Raw genomic sequence first — 20,662 nt, 5'->3', positions numbered from 1 at the left:
ACAGGTTTTCAATGATTACGTTTTAGGGCATGAAACTTTCTCGAGCTTCTGCCCCGGAGTCCTCGGACACATCCCGCCCGGCTCCGACATCGATGTCTCACCTGCCTGAAGCGCTGCCGCCGCAGACGCCCCAGACAGCCCGCCCGCCACTAGCTACCGACACGCTGCTTAACTGCACTTCCCTTCCTGCAGTCGTCGTCGACCTCGCGGCGGTCGAAGCCAATGCCCGCGATATGCTCCGCCGTGCAAACGGGATGCCTATCCGCGTGGCCTCGAAATCGATTCGCATTCCACAGCTTATTTCGCACGTCCTGGCCTTCCCCGGTTTCCAGGGCGTGCTGGCATATTCACTGGCAGAGGCGCTGTACCTATTCCGAGAAGGCATTAGCGACGACATCGTCGTCGCCTACCCAACTCTTGACGCCCGCGCTATCTCAGAGCTTGCCGACGATGATGCAGCGCGTGCCGCCATCTGCGTCATGGTTGACCGTCCCGAGCATCTGGAGGCGCTGGCGTCGTCGGCAAGCGAAAATGCGCCAATCCGCGTGTGCATGGACGTCGACGCATCCTTTCGTCCCCTCCCCGGCGTGCATATCGGTACGCTGCGCTCAAGCCTGTTCTCGCCGAAGCAGGCAGCGGCGTTTGCCAAGCAGATCATTGCCCACCCGGAGCTGCAGCTGGCCGGAATCATGATGTATGAGGGACACATTGCCGGAGTGGGCGATGCCGGAAACTCCCTGCGTGCGCGCGCAATTCGAGTGATGCAGGCCGTCTCAAAGAAGGAATTGGCAAAGCGCCGCGCGAAGGTTGTCGCTGCAGTCGAGAAAGTGGCGGGGCCGCTGGAGTTTGTCAACGGTGGTGGCACGGGGTCGCTGGAGTCGACGTGCGCCGAGGCCGCAGTCACCGAGGCAGCGGCGGGGTCGGGGTTCCTGGCACCAACCCTCTTCGATAACTATCGCGCATTCAATCTGCGCCCGGCGTCCTGGTTTGTGTTGCCGGCGACGCGACGCCCTAAGAAGGGCGTGGTCACGGTGTCCGGCGGTGGTCGAATTGCCTCTGGACCGGCGGGAGCTGACCGGCTGCCAACCCCCTGGTACCCCACTGGCCTGCGCTACGCGGCAGAGGAAGGACCAGGTGAGGTGCAGACTCCGCTGCTCGGCAAGACCGCCGACGCAATTTCGCTGGGAGATCCCGTGTGGTTCCGCCACGCCAAGGCCGGCGAAATAGCCGAGCACACACAAGAAGTCATTGCAGTTCGAGATGGCGCCATCATCGCCCACTGGCCCACGTACCGAGGAAAGGGATTGATCTTCACATGAGCAATTCACGCAACAACGCCCGCTTCACAGTCTCTACAGTTGAGTCCCGCGTACCACGCGTACGTCGGCGTGCGCAGGCAAAAGCCGTCGCCAACTCTCATTGGAGCAATTGGGCGCACACGCAATCGTGCACCCCGTCCTACACTCATCAGCCGCACGATGATGAGGGCGTTATCTCGGTAATTAAAGCGGCGAAGACCGAAGGAACTACGGTGCGCCCGCTAGGGGCCGGTCATTCTTTTACTTCCGTGGCCACCACCGATGGGCACCGCATTCAACTCGACCGCTGCTCTGGTCTGGTCGAACTCGACGCCGCCAACCAGACCGCCACGCTGCGTGCCGGCACTCGCCTGCGCGACACTCCAGGTATTCTGCGCCCGCTCGGTTGGGCACTTCCCAACCAGGGCGATGTCGATCCGCAGTCGCTGGCCGGTGCTATCTCTACTGGCACACACGGCACCGGGCTTGGATTCACCGGCTTCGCAGGCACCGTGAAAGGATTCAAGATTGTCACCGCGGATGGCGTCGTCAGGCACTGCCATCCGGACGCTGAGGGAATCGACGGCGAGCTCTACCGCCTCGGACGGCTGGGACTGGGTGTCTTCGGCGTGCTTACGGAGGTCACGATGTCCGTCGTGCCAGCGTTTGATCTGCACGCCGACGAGCACCGCGAAGAGTTTGATTCCCTGCGCAAGAGTTTCGCCGAGCGCTGCAAAGAAGCTGACCACCTGGAGTTTTTCTGGTTCCCGGGACAGCGCGAGACGCTGGTCAAGCACAATACTCGCATTGAACCGCAGCGCCACCGCCGCCCGAGCCGCAATAGCCTGAAGCAGCGCCTGGGCAGCGCGCGTACGTATCTTAACGACGAAGTCGTCAACAACATGGGACTCTTGGCGTGCTGCGAGATTGCTAAGGCCATTCCCGCTACGACCGATACCATCAACCGGATTGCCACCAACACCGTGCCAGAGCGCAGCTACTCCAATGAGGCGCACAAGGTCTTTGTCTCGCCGCGCCGAGTGCGTTTTTCCGAGATGGAGTACTCCGTCCCGCTCGAGGCCGCTTCCGATGTCCTCGGGGAAATCCGCGACGCGATTGCCCGCAAGAGGATGAAAGTCTCCTTCCCCATCGAGGTGCGCTCCGCGAAAGCCGATGATGTGGCCCTATCCACTGCGTACGGTCGCGACAGTGCCTACATCGCCATCCACCGCTACTGGAAGGAAAATTATCGAGAGTACTTCAACCTCATCGAGCCGATTTTCAAGGCCCACGAAGGTCGCCCGCACTGGGGCAAATTGCACACGCTTCGCGCGGAGGATTTCGCGGAACGTTATCCGCTGTTCGGCGAGGTCCAGGCACTACGGGAAAAGGTCGACCCGCAGGGAATCTTCCTCAACGAGCACCTGCGCGAACTTTTCTGCTAATTATCTGCCGGCTTTACGACGTCCCGGGTAACCGCCCCATCCGCCTGGTCAGCGGCATCGTCGGAAACCGCGGCCGGTTCAACACCGGCCTTGCGGAGTTCCCGGCGAACCCGACGCTGCCGGAGCATCTTCAAGATGAGGTCGCAGATGAACAGCGCGACGGCACCCCAGATGATGAAGAACCCGATCCAGCGCTCCGGTTCGAGCTGCTCGCCCAGCACAGTGACTGCCAGGGTGATTTGGAGAACCGGAGTGAGGTACTGCATCAGACCCAAGGTGGCCAGCGGCAGGCGTTTGGCACCTTCGCCGAAGAGCAGCAACGGAATGGCGGTAGCAACACCGGCGCTCATCATGAGCAGCGTGTGGCCTGTTCCTTCGGAGCTAAACGTGCTCTGCCCGTTGTAGGTCAACCAGAGGATGTAGGCCAGAGCAATCGGTGTGATTACGGCGGACTCGGCCGTCAGCGAAGCTGCGGAGGAAAGCGATACCCGCTTCTTCATTAGTCCGTAAAAACCGAAACTGAACGCCAGCGCCAGCGCACCCAACGGCGGATGTCCCACACCAATTGTGAGAACAATGACCGCAATGGTTGCCAGGATGACACTGCCGAGCTGCAACCGCGAGATGCTTTCACGGAAGAAAATCATCGCCAACAAAACGCTGACCAGCGGGTTGATGAAGTAGCCGAGCGCGGCCTCCGCCACCTGCCCATTGTTGACCAGGTAGACGTACACACCCCAGTTGACGGAGATCAACAGTGCGGCAATAAAAATAGTGCCCCAGGTCTTGGCACTCGCGGCCTTCAGCTCTGGCCATGCGCGCATGAAGCTGAGGGCAATGACCATAAAGACAAGGGTCCAGACGAATCGGTGCGCCAAAATCTCTACGGCCCCTGCTGGTTCCAGCAAGGGGAAATAGAGCGGAAACAGCGCCCACAAAAGGTACGCACCGAATGCCTGAATCACTGTTGACTGACTCCTTTTCGTTCTTGTTGAAACTGACTGCGTACTGGCGGCAGAGTTCTAGCCGCTTCATCCTAGTCGTTTGGATTTAGGACACTTAGTTCTGGTTTCTATTAGTTCTGGCCGCTTAGTTCTGGCTCAGCCCTGGCGCAAAGAGCGGATCTTTATCCGTGAAGCCGGAACTCAGCACCGGGCGAATACCAAAGCGGCCACGCGCCGCATCTGATGGCAGCGCCTCGACAGCTTTCACATCGGGCATTTTTTTGACATCCATCAACGATTCAGCGTCACCATAGACCAGTAAACCGTTGAAGCCGAGCCGTTCGTCGTCAATCGCGACGTCCGCGTAAGCAGCCGCTAACTCCAGCTGATCTTGCAGCAGCTTTTCTTCGCTAGCTGTTTTACTCGGCTGCGGCAAATACCGGGTGCTCACACCGCCGATGATTGCAGTCGATACTCGCAGAGAGGGCTCTTTTTCATAGACCTGTGCCGCTTCTTGCGCATCAAGCAGCCGATCAAAAGTCACCATCGCCCAGAACTTCGGGTCCTCCACGACTGGCTGGCCTGTCTTTAGCCGGTGGTCCTCTTTCTTCATATTCTCGAGGGACTTGTCGGCACGCTCTACGTACTGCTCGGTTGCTTCCCACGGGTCCGGGCCGAGCGCATCGCCGTTGAGGTTCTGCGGCTTGCTTACCCGATCGGAGGTCGAAGCGACTGCTAACACAATCACCAATACGACAACACAGAAACCAGAGATTAGTGCCATCACTGGCGAAATACTGCCGTCACCAGTGCTTTTCGCACGAGTTTCACGGCGTGGTGGGGTCTTGGATCCCGATGGGGTCTGCGTCATGCGCTCTGCCTCAAAACTTCCAATGCGTGGTTCAAATCATCTGGGTATGGACATTCGATTTCCATCCAGCGACCATCTGCCGGATGGTGGAAACCAAGCGAGACCGCGTGAAGCCACTGGCGGTTGAGCCCCAGCCGCTTGGCCAATGCCGGATCAGAACCGTACATGGGATCGCCGCAGCATGGGTGATTCAGCGCAGAGAAGTGCACGCGAATCTGGTGCGTACGCCCAGTTTCTAGATTCACCTTCAGCAGCGTTGCTGGGGCGAAGGCCTCAAGCGTTTCGTAGTGCGTCACAGCATGCTTGCCATCCTGGCGGACGGCAAAGCGCCAACCCGCCGACGGATGACGGCCAATCGGCGCATCAATTGTCCCGGACAGCGGATCCGGATGCCCCTGAACCAGAGCGTGATAGGTCTTGGACACCTCACGGTTTTTGAACGCCCGCTTGAGCACGGAGTAGCCCCGTTCGGAGCAGGCGACAACCATCACGCCAGAGGTGCCAACATCGAGGCGATGCACGATGCCTTTTCGCTCGGGCGGACCGGAGGTAGAAATGCGGAAACCAGCAGCCGCCAGTCCGCCGATAACCGTTGGGCCTTCCCAACCGACTGACGGATGTGCGGCCACACCGACAGGCTTGTGAACAGCCACCAAATCGGAGTCGTGGTAGAGCACGTCCATGCCCTCGACGAGTTCCTCTTTGGGAACCAATGGCTTTTCCACCGGCGGCAACAACACAGAGAGGAAAGCGTTTTCTTCCAATCGGTCGGACTTGCCAACGCTCACGCCATCGACCGTGATGTCCCCAGCCGCTGCCAAATCAGCCACCGCTGTGCGCGAGAGCCCCAACAACTTAGCCACACCGGCGTCTACCCGCATACCAGCCAAGCCCGGTGGAACGGGCATCTGCCGGGTTTCTCGGTCGGGCTGGTGCGCTCCCCCGAGTGCTGCACCACCATTTACTGCATTGTCGTTCACTGCTGTCCTCCCTCCGCCGACTGCTTCTGATCCTGCTGAGCAGATTTCTTCTCCGCTGCAATCTGATCAGCGAAGAGATCCGGCTCCTTGGAAAAAACCATCCAGATAACGAGGATAATAACGCCCACAGTAATCGCGGAGTCCGCGATATTAAATACGGCAAAACCCTTAACCGACAGGAAATCGACGACGTGGCCGACGTAGAAACCGGGTTCCCGAAACAGCCTATCGATGAGGTTGCCCAGCGCACCACCAGCAATAAGCCCCGCTGCAGTCGCCGATATAGGACTGCGCAGCCAATGGGAAAAGCACATCACAGCCAGGATGTAAACCAGCTGCAACGTGGTAAAAACCCAGGTGGCGTTCGTGCCAAAGGAAAAGGCTGCACCGGGGTTAAAAACGAGCCGCAACTCGAAGAGATCGCCAATGACCTGCACCGCAGGACGGCCATCGAGAGTCTTCAAAGCGATAATCTTGGTCAGCTGATCAATGATCGCAACTGACACAATAACCGCAGCGAGAATCCCCCGCCGCGGGAAATATGTCCTCGTTTCCTTCTTAGTCACTGTCCCATAATGGCCTAACAAACCCATATTCAGCCAACTGACACCGCCCGGGTGGTTCATATCCACCACGAAACCGGTACGCTAACCGGTGTGACTCGACGTTTCCAATCTCAGTTTGTTCCGGCCTCCTCTGCTTTACGACGTGCAGGAGACACCACCTCCTCGTGGTTCCGTCGACCTAGCCGCAGCGACCAGCCTGGTCACACCAAGCATGGCCTGCTGGCGAGGGTCGGCACCGCTGTTGTTGCCGCTACCACTGTGGTGTCATTGGCCGCGTGCTCGTCGGAAAGCTCGGTGGAAACGCAACCCGTGGACGTTGCACAACCCAAGGTCGAATTGACCAGTGCTGGTAGCGGTGAGCTGGCGAGCGTGCGCTGGAAGGACGACGGTGCAGAGCAGGAGTCGACCGTGGCGGTGACGCAGGGCTTCGCGCAGCGTGGCGGAAACGCCGATAGCGACCAGACCTTCCCGGACACCCGCCTGGAAATCCCCCTGACTAGTACTGTTACCAGCGATGACGATACTCGTGTGGTGACGTCAGAGGTGGGTAAACCCCACGGCTCCAACGATGAGCTGAATGAGGATATCGCGACCGCGCAGGGCTTCATCTCTGATTGGTCAACAACGGCCACTGGTGAGGTCAAGGAACTCAAACTGGGAGCGCCGGAGAAGGCGACCGACACCGCTCGCGCTGGCGTGGAGATGGCGCTGCAGCAGCTGCATTCCGTACCTATCGTCTTCCCCTCCGAGGACATCGGAAAGGATGCGACCTGGACGGTCGAAAGCGAGGTCGAAGGCCAGACCACGATGACGCAGAAAGTGACCTATACCCTGCTCAGCCGTGCGGGCGACATTGTTAATTTGAAGGTCGATGTCAAGCAGGTTCCGACAGTCACCGAGTTGGACACTGGCGGCGAGGGTGCACTGAAGGTTGTCGAGGCCACGACTGACATGCTTGCCGACCGCGTCACCATCGACCTGACTAAGCCCCTTCCGATGAAGGGCAACATCGACTTTGTGACCTCCGTGACCTACGGCGACGGCAACTCCGATGTGCGCATCACTCAGCAGACGCATCGCGGGCTGGAGTTTAAGGACGGCGACGGCTCGAGGAAGTAGCCCAGAAGAATAGCTCGGGCCACTGCAAGGTTAGAAGACGAGAAAGTGTCTAGGTTTATGTCACTTTTCTGCCCAAAAAATGGGCGGAACTGTCATAAACCTAGACACTTTCTTTTGTGTGGCCAGTGCACCCGACCGGACTAGGCTGTGATGCCTGGCCCGACGGCACCTAAGCCGGTGGAGGCGCGTCCTCCGCCGGAGCCGGAGCTGGCGGCGGTGGCGGCGGTGGCGGAGCCTCTTCAGCCGGTGGTTCAGGTGCGGGAGGCGGCGGAGGCGGCACTTCCTCGACCGGCGCTTCGGGCTCCGGTGCTGCGGGCTCTGGAGCCGGTGCTGGGGCCTCCTCAACCGGAGCCTCTTCAACCGGGGTTTCTTCCTCTTCTGGCTCAGGTGGCGGCGGAGGAGTCTCGCCCGGCGCGAGACAGAACCCAGGCTTGTGCTCCGGATCAAGTGTCGATGCCAGGTTGCAGGCCCATTCCTTGCTCAGCATCCAACGGCCATCCCGGTGGATAAAGTCCACCTGCTCCACGAGCATCGGATCTTCCTCCGGACGGAGGATATTGACACCGGCTACGGCCTGCTTAGTAGTAAATCCAGGCGTGACCGGGTCAATGACATCAAAGCTGATTTCCTGCTCATTGGCACTGTGGGTGACAATGTCGAAGAAATCGCCGGCAGTATCGCCGTCCTCGATGGTCAGCGCCTTTTCCTCGATAGGTAGATCGGGGTTGATGAGGCGTGCGAGGACGTCGTTAAGCTCTGCGCGCGTCGGCAGCATGATGACGGGTTCCGCCGAGCTGGATGTCTTCGATTCAGTCGTCGGCGCTGCAGTATTGCCACCACCGCAGGCAGCGAGCCCAAGTGCGCTGACCGAGACCATCGCCGCTACTGTCACACCACGCGCTGTGCGCCAACGCATTCCGCTAACGCGCTGGTTGCAGGGGACTTTCATATGTGCACTACTCCAATAAAATCTGCATGAAGATTCGCTGGCTTCACGCCTTCCATAATCCTACACAAGGCCAAAACATCGCCTAGGTACGATGGTGGACATGTCGACTCAGGATCATTCCCCGGCTAGCTCGGCCTCGTCTATCCCGGCCTCCCCTCGCCGAATCGTTGTCATCACCACCGGCGGCACCATCGCCTGCACCACGGATCGCAGCGGTGCGCTAACCCCGACCATCTCGGGCGCGGAGCTCGTTGCGGCGGTCGCGCAGCGTTATCCAGAGGGCATGTTAGAGCTGGAGGTTCGTGAGCTCGGCATGCTGGACTCGTCGAATCTCGCGTTCACCGATGTTGACCGTATTCTCGCCGCTATTCACGAAGTGCTTGACGACGACTCCGTGGACGGTGTCGTCGTAACTCATGGCACGGACACGATGGAAGAAACGGCCATGGCTGCCGATATTTTCCATGCTGACTCGCGTCCGGTTGTCTTTACTGGTGCACAGCTTCCCTATGATCATCCCGAAACCGACGGACCGGGGAACCTCTTTGAGGCCGTGACCATTGCTTCCGATGCCTCTGCGCAGGGAATTGGCGTTCTTATTGTCTTTGGCCACGCAGTCTTGCCGGTGCGAGGTGCGACAAAGTGGCACACGACCGATCCTTTGGCTTTTGCCACTAACGCCCCGGAGGAGCCGGTTCGTCCAGATCCGCTGCCGCTGGCCGCCTTGGCGGGCTCGAAGGTAGAGATTATCCCCGCCTACTTAGGTGCAGATGGATCACAGCTGGATTCGGCCGTCGCCGCCGGTGCACACGGCATTGTCGTAGAAGGCCTGGGGTCAGGCAATGTCTCCGATGAGTTTGCCGCCGCCATTGACCGGGCCATTGCCGCTGATGTGACCGTCGTGATGGCAACGCGCGTCCCGCGTGGTGATGTCCACGCCGCCTACGGTGGTGCCGGTGGCGGTGCGACGCTGGCTCGGCACGGTGTGATTAGCGCTGGTTGCGTGCATGCACCGCAGGCGCGCATCATTCTCGCTGCCGCGCTGGCTGCGAATGTGCACCCGCAGACGCTGTTCTAATTCACGCCTCGATGATGCGGATGATTTTCGCCGGATTTCCAGCCACGACTACGCCCGCGGGAACGTCCTTAGTCACCACCGCACCCGCGGCGACCACGGAATCGTCGCCGACATAAACACCGCCCAGGATGATGGCTCCACCACCGATCCAAGCATTGCGCCCGATGATGATTTCATCACCGGACTCTAGATAAGCGGCGCGGGCCTCAGCTCCCAGTGGGTGTACTGGTGGAAGCAGCTGCACATTGGGCCCGAGCTGCGCGTAGTCGCAGATTGTCACCTTCACCACGTCAAGTGCGGTGAGCCCAAAGTTGATGAAAACGTTGTCGCCGATGTGGATGTTATCGCCGTAGTCCAGGTAGATCGGCGGGCGGACGGTGCTGTCCTCTCCGAAAGACCCCAGTGCCGGTGCCAGCACTTGCTGTGCTGCCTGCTGGTCTTCGCGAAATGCGACCTCAAATTCCGCGGCCACCTGGCCAATTCGCGCGTTCAGAGCCTGCGATTCCGGATGATCGGCGATATACCACTGACCGTTCAGCATGCGCTGGCGGTTATCCAGACCGTCGTCAGGAAGTGTGGTCGACGGATTCGGATCTCGATCGGTGTTGCGCAACGAGGCGCGGCGAGCTGCCTCGAGCTCTGCAATGCGGGATTCGGTAGTCATAGTGGCCCAGTTTACGGTCAGCGCATAAACAGGGAGCCGCGAACGGCACCGAGGATAACGGCCACGTCAGGCAGCCGCATCAAGCATCCGCATCGGGGCCAACCTCATCTTCACTTTCCCGCTCAGGTTGCGGCAAGTCAAGAGCTGCAGCTTCGTCGGAAGCCAGCCACTCCGGCCAGTCCAAACTGCACACCGCAGAGCACGGGCGCAGCTCCGGGTCGTCTTCCTTCAGCGTGATCATGCGCCCGGGGCCGCTGGTGCGGCTTTCAAAGCGGACAGTCACAATCCCGTGCCCCGCCCCCTGCACCCAACCATGTCCATACTCGCTGTGGTGTACGTCCGAGGTGGGTGCCCACTTGGAATCGGAAAGCCGAACGGTCGGCAACGCGCCGGTTCCAGATAGCTCGAGCAGGCCGGCGGGAGCGTCGGAAAGCGCAGGTGCTGGTACTCGATCTTCGACGGTGATAGCGCGGTCGAGCTCAGGAAACAGGACTTCTTGTATGTGCGAATCCAGCCCGGAGAAACCGACGCCCACCAGTCGCACTGGGCCGACCTCCGCGGGTGTGAACGCGATTCGGTGAGCGACAGCCATGAGGGTGTCGAAGTCCTGTGTGGCGTAGGCGAGCGTCTCAGATCGGGTATGGATGCTCAAGTCGGACAGACGCACCTTGCAAGTGATGGTGCGGGCACCACGGCCATCTTTTTTGAGCCGTCGAAAAGCGGACTCACCTGCGCGATCGATGGCGGCGTGGAGTTGGGCCTGCGACTCCAGATCCTCAGGATAGGTGTACTCCGCCGATACAGACTTGGCGACATCGCGCTCCTTAACCGGCCGATCGTCTGTCCCCTGCGCCAGCTGCCACAGCATCACACCGGTTTTGGATGTCAGCGAAACCTCGACATCGCGCTGGGACATGGCGGCAAAATCACCGATTGTCTCCACGCCCAGCGTGTGCAGTTTTGCAGCGGTGACAGGGCCAATGCCCCAGAGCTTCTCTACCGGCAATGGGTGTAGTAGCTCGTGATTGCGTGCGGGGTCCAGCACGTACACGCCATCGGGTTTCGCCAGGCCTGACGCAATTTTTGCGAACTGCTTGCCCGCGCCCGCGCCTATCGACGAGGCCAAGCCGGTCTCCCGCCGAATATCTGCCCGCAGTTGCTCCGCCCAGGCAATGACCTGCTCCTTCGAGGCTCCCTGAAGCTCTTCGGGTTCCATGAAAGCCTCGTCGACACTGAGCTGCTCGACCACGGGCACGCGCTCGCGGATTACAGAGAACACGCGGCGCGACACCGGCCCGTAAATGCCCTTGCGCGCGCTGACCGTCACTGCGTTCGGTGGCATGAGCCGACGTGCGCGGGCCATCGGCATAGCCGAGTGCGCGCCGTACGCGCGGGCCTCATAGGAGGCACCGGCGACCACACCTCGACCACCCAGTCCGCCGACGAGAACTGGCCGCCCGCGCAGAGTCGGGCGGGTGAGCTGCTCGACGGACGCGAAGAACGCGTCCATGTCGATGTGCAGGACCCACCGCCCGGAAGTCGGCATTGAGATTACTCTCCCCTACTGCTTGGCAATATCCGCCGAGCAGCCGTCCGCCACGTCGTAGCTCAGTGGCTCTCCGCCAGCGACGACTTCGAAGGCGGTTGCGAGAACCTCGCGGGCGATGAGGTCAGCGTGGCGGTTGGCCCATTCCTCACGCTCGGACGGGACCTGCAGCTTCACCGAGATACGGTCGGTGACCTCGAGGCCAGCGTTCTTGCGGGCATCCTGCAGACCACGGATACGGTCAGCGGCCCAGCCACGGGACTCCAGGTCCTCGTCGAGCTCGGTGTCGAGCACAACCAGACCATTGACACCGTCGACCTCAGCGGTGGAATCCGGCGAGATCGCGACCAGGTTGCGGGTGTACTCGCCCTCCTGCAGCGGAATGCCATCGGCGACAACCGCGCCGTCGACAACCTCGTAGTTGCCAGACTTCACAGCCTTGATGACCTTCTGGACATCCTTACCCAGGCGCGGACCGGCCACACGAGCGTTGACGGAGACCTCGAAACGTCCCACCGAGTCCACGTCGGAGGTGAATTCCACCTTGTCGACGTTGACCTCGGAGGAAACGATGTCGGTGTAATCACGCAGACGTTCGGCATCCGGGAATGCCAGGGTTAGCTTCTTCAGCGGCAGGCGGTTACGCAGCTGGTTGGCCTTGCGGATGCGCGATGTTGCCGAGCAGACATTGCGGACAATGTCCATGGACTCAACGAGTTCGTCATCGGTCGGCAGCTTGTCGACGTCCGGCCAATCCTCCAGGTGCACCGAGCGGCCGCCAGTGAGCGAGCGCCAGATGACCTCGGTGGCCATCGGCAACAGCGGAGCAGCCACGCGGGTGAGAACCTCCAGCACCGTGTACAGGGTGTTGAATGCCTCTGGGTGCTTGACATCACCGGCCCAGAAGCGGTCTCGGGAGCGGCGCACGTACCAGTTGGTCAGTGCGTCACAGAACTGACGGACCTCATCGGTGGCAGCAGCAATGTCAGTGTTGTCCAGGCACTCAGTGACAGCACGGACAGTTGCTGCAAGCTTGGCCAGGATGTACTTGTCCAGGATGTTGTCGGAGTCCACCGACCACTCGGCCGGCTTGGAGGCGTAGAGCTGCAGGAACGAGTATGCGTTCCACATTGGCAGCAGCGCCTGGCGCACGCCCTCGCGAATACCCTGCTCGGTGACAATCAGATTGCCACCGCGCAGAATCGGGCTGGACATGAGGAACCAGCGCATGGCGTCGGAGCCGTCGCGGTCGAAGACCTCGTTGACATCCGGGTAGTTGCGCTTGGACTTACTCATCTTGTTGCCGTCATCACCCAGCACGATGCCGTGGGCGACGACCTTCTTGAACGCCGGGCGGTCAAACAGTGCAACCGACAGGACGTGAAGCAGGTAGAACCAGCCGCGGGACTGGCCGATGTACTCCACAATGAAGTCGGCCGGTGCGTGGGACTCGAACCACTCCTTGTTCTCGAACGGGTAGTGGAACTGCGCAAACGGCATGGAACCGGAGTCGAACCAGACATCCAGGACGTCCGGGACGCGGCGCATCATGGACTTGCCGGTCGGGTCGTCCGGGTTCGGGCGCACCAGCTCGTCAATCTCCGGGCGGTGCAGTGTGGTCGGGCGAACGCCGAAGTCCGCCTCCAGCTCATCGAGGGAACCGTAGACGTCGACACGCGGGTACTCGTCGTTGTCGGAAACCCACACCGGAATAGGCGAACCCCAGTAGCGGGTACGGGAGATATTCCAGTCACGTGCACCCTCGAGCCACTTGCCGAACTGACCGTCGCGGACGTGCTCCGGCATCCACTCAATCTCGTTGTGGTTGAGCTCCACCATGCGCTCGCGGATCTTGGTAACGGACACGAACCAGCTTGGCAGTGCCATGTAGATCAGCGGCTCGCCCGAACGCCAGGAGTGCGGGTAGGAGTGCTCGATGGTGCGGTGCTGGACGACGCGGCCAGCGGCCTTCAGGTCACGGATGATGTCCTTGTTAGCGTCGAAGACCAACTTGCCCTGGTACTCCGGCACCTGGGAAGTGAACTTACCGTCCATGTCCACCGGAATGATGACATCGATGCCATATTCATTACAGGTGTTCATATCGTCTTCACCGAATGCCGGTGCCTGGTGGACCACACCAGTACCGTCCTCGGTGGTGACATAGTCGGCCACCATAATCTGGAAGGCGTTCGGGTGATCTGCGAAGTACTCGAAGATCGGCTGGTAGGTCAGACCTTCCAGGTCAGCACCAGCGAACGTAGCCACGACCTTGTGTTCCTCACCCAATTCCTTGGCATAGGCACCAATCAGCGCCTCTGCCAGCAGGAAGGTCTTACCTGCAAACTCCGGCACGGAGGAATCCCCTCCGACCTTAACTACGGCATAGGTGACCTTCGGGTTCACGGCCAGGCCAAGGTTGGACGGCAGCGTCCACGGCGTGGTGGTCCAAGCGATAGCTGCAGTGTCAGCGAGCACCGGATTGTCCGCCAGCGTCTTCTCCGCTGCAGAGCCAGCCTTGGCGCCGGTGAACGGGAAGGTCACGGTCAGGGTCGGGTCCTGCCGCATCTTGTAGGAGTCATCCAGGCGAGTCTCCTGGTTGGACAGCGGGGTGTGCTCTGCCCAGGAGTACGGCAGCACGCGGAACCCCTGATAAACCAGGCCCTTGTTATAGAGCTCCTTGAAGGCCCAAATCACGGACTCCATGTAACTCATGTCCATGGTCTTGTATCCGCCGTCAAAATCAACCCAACGAGCTTGACGAGTGACATATTCCTTCCACTCGCCCGCATACCGCAGCACCGACTCGGCGCAGTACTTGTTGAAGTTAGCCAGACCCATTTCCTCGATCTGACCCTTGTCCTTAATACCGAGCTGCTTCTCTGCCTCCAGCTCAGCCGGCAGACCATGGCAGTCCCAGCCAAAGACACGGCCAACCTGGTAGCCACGCATGGTCTTGTAACGCGGAACGATGTCCTTAACGTAACCGGTCAGCAGGTGACCGTAGTGCGGTAGACCGTTGGCGAACGGAGGGCCGTCATAAAAGACGTATTCGTCAGCACCATCACGCTGATCGATAGAGGCCTGGAAAGTGCTGTCCTTACCCCAGTAGTCCAGGACCTTTTCTTCCAGTTCCGGGAACTTCGGGCTCGAGGTGTACTTACCAAAGTCAGCAGTGCGCGGATATGCGCCACCTGCCGGAGTGGCCTCAGCAGAGGCATTTACATCGTTCGAATTAGACACCGTTTTTACGTCGCTTCCGTGGTCGAACATCATTAATACTCACCACGGGGACGCGTGCCTAGCCCCTTCGGCGTTGTTACTGGTGACGCTGAAAAGGAGTCTCGCGCGGTACCACCCCGCTTGGCATCACGCTTTACGACGGTTCTTGCGACCAAGAACCATGCGGTTTCACGCGATAGCCCGCTTATTTGATAAGGCTTTGTAACGGTGCCAAACCGTTCGGTTCTACTGGGCCCATTTTCTGCTGAACCGTTCTTCCGAAACGCTCCCCGGTGATGGCCGGCTCATTGCGCGTATGGGTGTCAGTATAGCAGTGTCTCAGGCAACTACTACAACCCTGACCGGAACAAAGAATGCGCTTGGTTCGCAGGGAACGATAACAGAAAACCACCGCACTCTGCCTCCCCTCCCTGGGGAGCCGAGCGTGGTGGTTTTCTACGTGCTGGCTACGTAATTAGTTGTTGTAGCCGTCGGCCGGGGCAGCCGACTCGCGAGAGTTCAGGTCGTCCAGCTGGGACTCCAGGAAGGTCTTCAGGCGGGTGCGGTACTCGCGCTCGAAGATGTGCAGCTCCTCGATGCGACCCTCCAGAGCGGTCTGCTGCTCCTTGACGGTGGTCATGATCTCGTGGTGCTTGCGCTCTGCATCGTCCTGCAGCGCGGTTGCCTTCTGCTGCGCTGCGGTGATGGTGGCGTTAGAGCGAGCGTCTGCGTCGCTGATCATCTGCTCGCTGCGCTGGCGAGCGTCAGTGAGGGTCGACTCAGACTCGTTGCGGGCATCAGCCAGCAGCTGCTCACTGCGCTCCTTGGCATCAGCCAAAGTTGCGTCTGCCTCATTGCGAGCGTTGGTGATAGTGCGCTCGGCCTCTTCATTGGCCTCTGCCACGGTGCGGTCAGCGTTCTCACGAGCCTCGGTGACAAGCTTGTTGGCCTCAGCGTAGGCGTCAGTGGTGACGCGATCAGCGGTGTCCTGAGCAGCCTGCAGGATACGAGCAGCGCGGAGGCTAACTTCCTGCGACTCGGTGCCGGTGCTTGCTGCAACTGCCTGCGGCTGCTCCGCAGATGCGGAGGAAGCCTGCTGTGCAGAAGCCTCTGCCTCAGAAGCACGCTTCTCGAGAGCATCCAGACGATCCTGGTAGTGAGCCTCAATCTCCTGCTGCTGAGCGCTCAGGCGCTCGTTGTACTCAGCGCGCAGTTCCTGCTCAATTTCCTTGCGCAGCTTGTCCTCATCGACAGCCGGTGTCGCAGCGGCAGCACCGGAAGCGGCATAGTCTGCGCCGCCACCCTGCTCTAGCTGACCTTCAAGGTCCTCAACGCGCTGGCGCAGCTCAGCGTTTTCATCCTGGAGCTCACCCAGTGCGTCCTCTACGAGGTCGAGGAACTGGTCGACCTCATCCTCGTTGTAACCACGCTTGCCAATCGGAGGCTTGCTGAAAGCCACATTATGCACATCAGCCGGAGTCAACGGCATGGTGAGTTCCCCTAACACTTTGAGCGGACAGTTCTTAAGAAATCTTAAGAGAATTATTTCCAGTAGTACTGTTTACCCGGCCAATCCTACCTGCTCTAGTCACAGTCCTCACCCCATTTATTTTGGGCAGGACTCTATCTCCCACGTTCTAACCAGTGGCAAAGTTCTAGTAAAACGTTAAACCTCGCCCTTACCCTGCACCTTTAGCCACAGAGCTTTACCCCCGACACAACAAAAACCCGTTGGGGATTACATTCCCCAACGGGTTCCTATTATTGCCCCCGATTAACACCCCCGGCAGCAATTCAATGCCCGAGAACATCACATTCGGGACAGTCAAAACAACACAGCTCCACCGAAATCCACATTGTGGACACCAAGCAAACAGTTAGCGATATTTACGCCACTGCGCCGAGAGCTACCTGCAGCACCATTCGCAGAATCATAAGGATGAAGAACAAAACAAGCACAGACATGTCCACCATCACGTTGCCCATCGGCATAGGCGGGATGAGTCGGCGCAACAGCTTCACCGGCGGGTCGGTGATGACAAAGACAATTTCGCCAATCGACGAAAACACCCTGCCTGGTCGCCAGGAGCGAGAAAATGACTGAATCATTTCAATCACAATGCGAGCCAACAGCAGATAGGTGAAAAGCTTCAGCAGGATTAGCAGAACTAGCAGTAGTGAAGACACGAATAAACAGTCTAGCTAATTGATCGAAATACGAAACACTAACAAGTCATGCGAGCCGGCTGACTAGCCGGACATCCGGTCGAACTGCCCCTCGTTGACATCGCAGCCGTGCGGGTACAGGGTAAACACGGAGCCGTCAGCCTTGATCCGGCCGCGCAGACCGAAAACCAGTCCAGCAACGAAGTCGACGTAGCGCTTAGCCTCAGATGGGTCGAGCCCACTCAGATCGAAGGTGACGATGTCACCGTCGCGGAAGTGCGAACCGATGTCCGGAGCCTTGGAGTACTTGTCCTGGAAACCACTTTCCGGCTTGATGAAGACCTGCTCCGGTTCCTTGGTCTCAGCAACGGAGTGCAGGTTGCCGTAGCGGTAGTCCTCCTCGCGGGAGTTCACACTTGCAGTCTCACGTGGAGCCTCTTCGCGCAGCTCGTAGCGGTGGCGCTCCGCACGACGCGAGTCGGCATAGGAGTCATCAAAACGCTCCTCGTCACGGCGGTCAAACTCGTCGTAGTGCTCGTCGTAAGCCGCGTCATCAGTCGGGGTAAGACCGAAGAAATTTGAAACCCCACGGAAGAAATCAGCCATCTTCTGCTACGTCCTTCTTAGTGTGCGAATTTAAGTCTGTGCTACCCACAACCTACCGGCTGGGTCAGCAATATCGCATAGACACGCGCAAATTTGGCGAGCCAAAATTACAACTTTGAAACTTAGCCCCGCTCAGGCAGGATCACGATGCCCGCCTGACGGCCAGTTTTCCCCTCCCGCCGGTAGGAAAAGTACTGCTCATTGTCAATAGTGCAGTTGGGCTCGACGTTGACATGCCGCACACCGAGGCTATAAAGCTGCCTCATCAAGCCGGCGCGCACGTCAACACCGGCAGTCCCCTGCTTCGTTCGCGTCTTCGCTCCGGGCAAGTGCTTATCGACGTCATCGGCCATCGACTCAGGCACCTCGTAATTGTGACCAGAAGCCGCTGCACCGAGAAGCGCATGGATATTCTCGGGCGTGGCACCGAGCTCAATCATCTTTTCGACAGATTTACGAACGATCCCGTTGCGGGCACCGGTCCGCCCCGCGTGTACCGCAGCGGCGACACCCGCATGATCGTCGGAAAGCAAGACCGGAACGCAATCGGCAACGAGCACTACCAGCGCGAGACCCGGCGTGGTCGTGACGATGGCGTCGGTAGCCGAGACAGGCTCAGTTTGTGGTTCGTTGACGACGGTGACCGTGTTGGTGTGAAGCTGCTCCATGTAGACGAAGCGGGCACGGTCGATTCCCAGAGAATCGGCCAAGCGCTGGCGGTTGCGTTCGACTGCGGACGGGTCATCGCCGACATGATCTCCAAGATTGAAGGAATCATATGGTGGCAGCGAAAACCCGCCGCGCCGATTCGTCAGAATTTTTCGGCTGCGGCGGGATTCAGTCATGATTTCTTAGAAGCCCCACTCCGGCAGGTCACTGGAAGCCTGGTAGCCGCCACGACGGTCGTCGCGGTCATCGCGGTGAGCACCACGGTAGTTGCGGTTTTCCTGCGTACGCGGTGTCGGGTTATCGGTGAACAGACCACCGCTGTTCGGGTTGGTGCGCGGGACAAAGCGGTCGCGATCCTCACGCTCGCGCGGCTGTGCGACCGGGCGCTCTTCCTCCACACGCGGGGCCGGAGCGCCGAGGTTGTCACCGCCCGGCAGTGCGCTGCCCTGTCGCGGTGCCTGCTCAGCGGCCGGACGCGCCTCGGCATCCTGTGTAGCCGGACGTGCAGCGGCACCTGCGGCTGGCTTGTCCAGCGGGTTTCCGTTACCCTGCTCAAAACCGGTAGCAATCACAGTGACGCGAACTTCGTCACCGAGGTTGTCGTCGATGATGGTACCGAAGATGATGTTGGCATCCGGGTCAGCCTTTTCCTCCACGATGGACGCGGCGGCATTGACCTCCATCAAGCCCAGGTCGGAGCCACCGGCGACGGAAATAAGCACACCCTGTGCACCATCCATGGTGGACTCCAGCAGCGGGGAGTTAATGGCCTGAGTAGCGGCGTTCATCACACGGTCGTCGCCGCGTGCGGAACCAACGCCCATCAGAGCCGAGCCAGCCTCAGCCATTACCGAGCGGACGTCGGCGAAGTCGACGTTAATCATGCCCGGAATGGTAATCAGGTCAGTAATACCCTGGACACCGTTGTAAAGAATCTCGTCGGCGAAGCGGAACGCGTCCATCATGGACAGATCCTGTTCACCAATCTGCAGCAGACGCTGGTTCGGAATGGTGATAAGGGTGTCACAGACCTCCTTGAGGGTTTCAATGCCCTCGGCGGCCTGGCGTGCACGGCGCTTGCCCTCGAAGTCGAACGGCTTGGTTACGACACCAACAGTCAGGGCACCGGACTTCTTGGCGATGCTCGCGACAACCGGAGCTGCACCGGTACCGGTTCCACCGCCCTCACCTGCGGTAACGAAGACCATGTCGGCGCCCTTGAGGGTCTCTTCAATCTCGTCCTTGTGGTCTTCCGCGGAAGTGCGGCCAACCTCGGGGTTAGCGCCAGCTCCCAGACCACGAGTTGCCTCACGCCCAATGTCGAGCTTGACATCAGCGTCGGAGAACATCAGGGCCTGCGAGTCGGTGTTGACTGCGATAAATTCGACACCCTTCAGCCCCTCCTCGATCATGCGGTTGACAGCATTGACGCCACCGCCGCCGACACCGACGACTTTGATAACGGCGAGGTAGTTATTCGGGGAGGTCATTGCGCGTTTCTCGCCCTTTCCTATAGGTCCTAAATAATTTCATCTAGCCACGTTGCACATGGGCCGCACGACAGCATTGGCACCGCCGGGCAGTACAGCTCTCCATGACACCGCACGGAAGAAGTGCATCATGGCCGAAAAGCTGTTGACCCCATTGTGGTCGAAAACTGCAAATAATTCAGCGACCTTTTAGCGCGTGTCGCTACCTTAAACCTGCACTTGAGGGATAGTGTTTAGCCACAGAAATCACTCCAGACACCACCATTCTCTACTCTCCCTTAGCAGCGGGTAGTCGAGGGTTGGAGACATTCCAAATCTTCTCGCCACGGTTCAGCACAATCTCCGTCGCGCGTGCCTTTTCTGCCGCATTATCCGAGGACCCGAAGTACACCTCGTATCCATCGGTCAGAAATAGCTTGATCTCTGCCTCGGAAGGAGCGCTAATCCGCTCCACACGGTGTGCAACGGGCTCTGGCAACGCCTTGACGACGTTCAAAACCGCCTTGATAACGCGCGGTTCGGGGTCAACTTTGCCGTCTGTTGGCTCATCCACACGAGGTGCATCAACAACCTCGATGACACCCGCCGGCGGGGCTGCCGTGACGAACTCCTGACCATTTGCGGAAAACAGATGCTCTCCGTCAGTGGCACGGACAAACACCACCGGGGTGAATTCCCGTACCGAAATAGTCACGCCCTGCGGCCACGAACGACTGACAGTCACGCTATCGACCCACGGCTGCCCCGCCACGGAGCGCGCTGAGGCATCCGTGTCCAAGCGAATGAGCTTTTGATTCTCGGAGATACCACTGGCCTCGACAATCGCGTCTTTATCCCCGTGGACGACGCCTTCAACATCGATGTTTTTCACAACCAGCCACGGCGAAAACCACACCACCGCTGCAACGATGGCGATAATCGCGACCAGGCCACCGCCGATGAGCCAGCCGCGTCGCGGGGCGCGCGCTGAACGCCGACGCCGCGACGCTGTTGTGCCCCGGTCTGCACCGTCGGTCTGCTGAGATTGCTTTCGGCTGGTTTTCACAGTG

General features: G+C 59.7%; 18 protein-coding genes. 4 read left to right on the top strand and 14 right to left on the bottom strand.

The window, feature by feature from the left end:
* Positions 1 to 29: 29 nt before the first annotated feature.
* A complete protein-coding gene (locus HMPREF2849_RS09910; protein WP_049190443.1) occupies positions 30 to 1,319 on the top strand; it encodes an alanine racemase in 1,290 nt (429 codons plus the stop codon).
* Positions 1,316 to 2,743: a D-arabinono-1,4-lactone oxidase gene (locus tag HMPREF2849_RS09905; protein ID WP_048734784.1), complete on the top strand. Its 1,428-nt coding sequence runs from the start codon at positions 1,316 to 1,318 to the stop codon at positions 2,741 to 2,743. Before HMPREF2849_RS09910 ends, HMPREF2849_RS09905 begins: the two co-directional genes overlap by 4 nt.
* Here HMPREF2849_RS09905 and rarD read toward each other — a convergent pair.
* From rarD to lspA, 4 genes are all read right to left on the bottom strand, one after another.
* Positions 2,740 to 3,708 (bottom strand): EamA family transporter RarD, encoded by a 969-nt coding sequence (gene rarD / locus HMPREF2849_RS09900; RefSeq protein WP_049193996.1) that lies wholly within the window; start codon positions 3,706 to 3,708, stop codon positions 2,740 to 2,742. The two genes, HMPREF2849_RS09905 and rarD, sit on opposite strands and share 4 nt — an antisense overlap.
* Before the next feature lie 124 nt (positions 3,709 to 3,832).
* Positions 3,833 to 4,558 carry a hypothetical protein gene (locus HMPREF2849_RS09895; RefSeq protein ID WP_049193997.1) on the bottom strand — a complete coding sequence of 242 codons (726 nt, stop codon included), beginning with the start codon at positions 4,556 to 4,558 and terminating at the stop codon, positions 3,833 to 3,835.
* Positions 4,555 to 5,466, bottom strand: a complete 912-nt coding sequence (locus HMPREF2849_RS09890) for an RluA family pseudouridine synthase (protein WP_042389388.1) — start codon at positions 5,464 to 5,466, stop codon at positions 4,555 to 4,557. Before HMPREF2849_RS09890 ends, HMPREF2849_RS09895 begins: the two co-directional genes overlap by 4 nt.
* 68 nt (positions 5,467 to 5,534) lie before the next feature.
* A complete protein-coding gene (gene lspA, locus HMPREF2849_RS09885; RefSeq protein WP_049193998.1) occupies positions 5,535 to 6,104 on the bottom strand; it encodes a signal peptidase II in 570 nt (189 codons plus the stop codon).
* Between the two features lie 90 nt (positions 6,105 to 6,194).
* On the opposite strand from lspA, the gene HMPREF2849_RS09880 reads away from it, so the two are divergent.
* The gene (locus tag HMPREF2849_RS09880; protein WP_246822153.1) at positions 6,195 to 7,223 is read left to right on the top strand and encodes a hypothetical protein; all 1,029 of its coding nucleotides are present in this window, start codon (positions 6,195 to 6,197) and stop codon (positions 7,221 to 7,223) included.
* Positions 7,224 to 7,392: 169 nt separating this feature from the next.
* On the opposite strand, the gene HMPREF2849_RS09875 is transcribed toward HMPREF2849_RS09880, so the two are convergent.
* Positions 7,393 to 8,172 (bottom strand): WKL family lipoprotein, encoded by a 780-nt coding sequence (locus tag HMPREF2849_RS09875; RefSeq protein WP_070607012.1) that lies wholly within the window; start codon positions 8,170 to 8,172, stop codon positions 7,393 to 7,395.
* A 91-nt stretch (positions 8,173 to 8,263) separates the two neighbouring features.
* Between HMPREF2849_RS09875 and HMPREF2849_RS09870 the strand changes: the two genes are divergently transcribed.
* Complete coding sequence (locus HMPREF2849_RS09870) at positions 8,264 to 9,250, top strand: asparaginase (RefSeq protein ID WP_049192956.1); 987 nt, start codon at positions 8,264 to 8,266, stop codon at positions 9,248 to 9,250.
* Position 9,251: 1 nt separating this feature from the next.
* Here HMPREF2849_RS09870 and HMPREF2849_RS09865 read toward each other — a convergent pair whose 3' ends face one another.
* The 9 genes from HMPREF2849_RS09865 to HMPREF2849_RS09825 form a co-directional block, all read right to left on the bottom strand.
* Positions 9,252 to 9,914 carry a DapH/DapD/GlmU-related protein gene (locus tag HMPREF2849_RS09865; RefSeq protein WP_080985586.1) on the bottom strand — a complete coding sequence of 221 codons (663 nt, stop codon included), beginning with the start codon at positions 9,912 to 9,914 and terminating at the stop codon, positions 9,252 to 9,254.
* Between the two features lie 79 nt (positions 9,915 to 9,993).
* A complete protein-coding gene (locus HMPREF2849_RS09860) occupies positions 9,994 to 11,460 on the bottom strand; it encodes a DNA polymerase IV (protein WP_049192955.1) in 1,467 nt (488 codons plus the stop codon).
* 15 nt (positions 11,461 to 11,475) lie between these two features.
* On the bottom strand, positions 11,476 to 14,736 hold the full coding sequence (gene ileS, locus HMPREF2849_RS09855) for an isoleucine--tRNA ligase (RefSeq protein WP_080985585.1): 3,261 nt from the start codon (positions 14,734 to 14,736) through the stop codon (positions 11,476 to 11,478).
* Between the two features lie 421 nt (positions 14,737 to 15,157).
* Positions 15,158 to 16,171: a DivIVA domain-containing protein gene (locus HMPREF2849_RS09850; RefSeq protein ID WP_049192954.1), complete on the bottom strand. Its 1,014-nt coding sequence runs from the start codon at positions 16,169 to 16,171 to the stop codon at positions 15,158 to 15,160.
* 398 nt (positions 16,172 to 16,569) lie between these two features.
* Positions 16,570 to 16,869, bottom strand: a complete 300-nt coding sequence (locus tag HMPREF2849_RS09845) for a YggT family protein (protein ID WP_038625790.1) — start codon at positions 16,867 to 16,869, stop codon at positions 16,570 to 16,572.
* A 63-nt stretch (positions 16,870 to 16,932) separates the two neighbouring features.
* Positions 16,933 to 17,454, bottom strand: a complete 522-nt coding sequence (sepF, locus tag HMPREF2849_RS09840; RefSeq protein WP_049192953.1) for a cell division protein SepF — start codon at positions 17,452 to 17,454, stop codon at positions 16,933 to 16,935.
* Between the two features lie 122 nt (positions 17,455 to 17,576).
* A complete protein-coding gene (gene pgeF / locus HMPREF2849_RS09835) occupies positions 17,577 to 18,299 on the bottom strand; it encodes a peptidoglycan editing factor PgeF (protein ID WP_049192952.1) in 723 nt (240 codons plus the stop codon).
* A gap of 6 nt (positions 18,300 to 18,305) precedes the next feature.
* A complete protein-coding gene (gene ftsZ, locus HMPREF2849_RS09830; RefSeq protein ID WP_049192951.1) occupies positions 18,306 to 19,613 on the bottom strand; it encodes a cell division protein FtsZ in 1,308 nt (435 codons plus the stop codon).
* A 268-nt stretch (positions 19,614 to 19,881) separates the two neighbouring features.
* Positions 19,882 to 20,658, bottom strand: coding sequence for a cell division protein FtsQ/DivIB (locus HMPREF2849_RS09825; protein WP_049192950.1), 777 nt, complete (start codon positions 20,656 to 20,658; stop codon positions 19,882 to 19,884).
* Positions 20,659 to 20,662: the final 4 nt, after the last annotated feature.

This window comes from Corynebacterium sp. HMSC073B01 (assembly GCF_001838255.1).
In the GTDB taxonomy this organism is placed as follows: Bacteria; Actinomycetota; Actinomycetes; order Mycobacteriales; family Mycobacteriaceae; genus Corynebacterium; species Corynebacterium jeikeium_D.
This window is presented reverse-complemented; position numbering and strand designations above follow the sequence as displayed.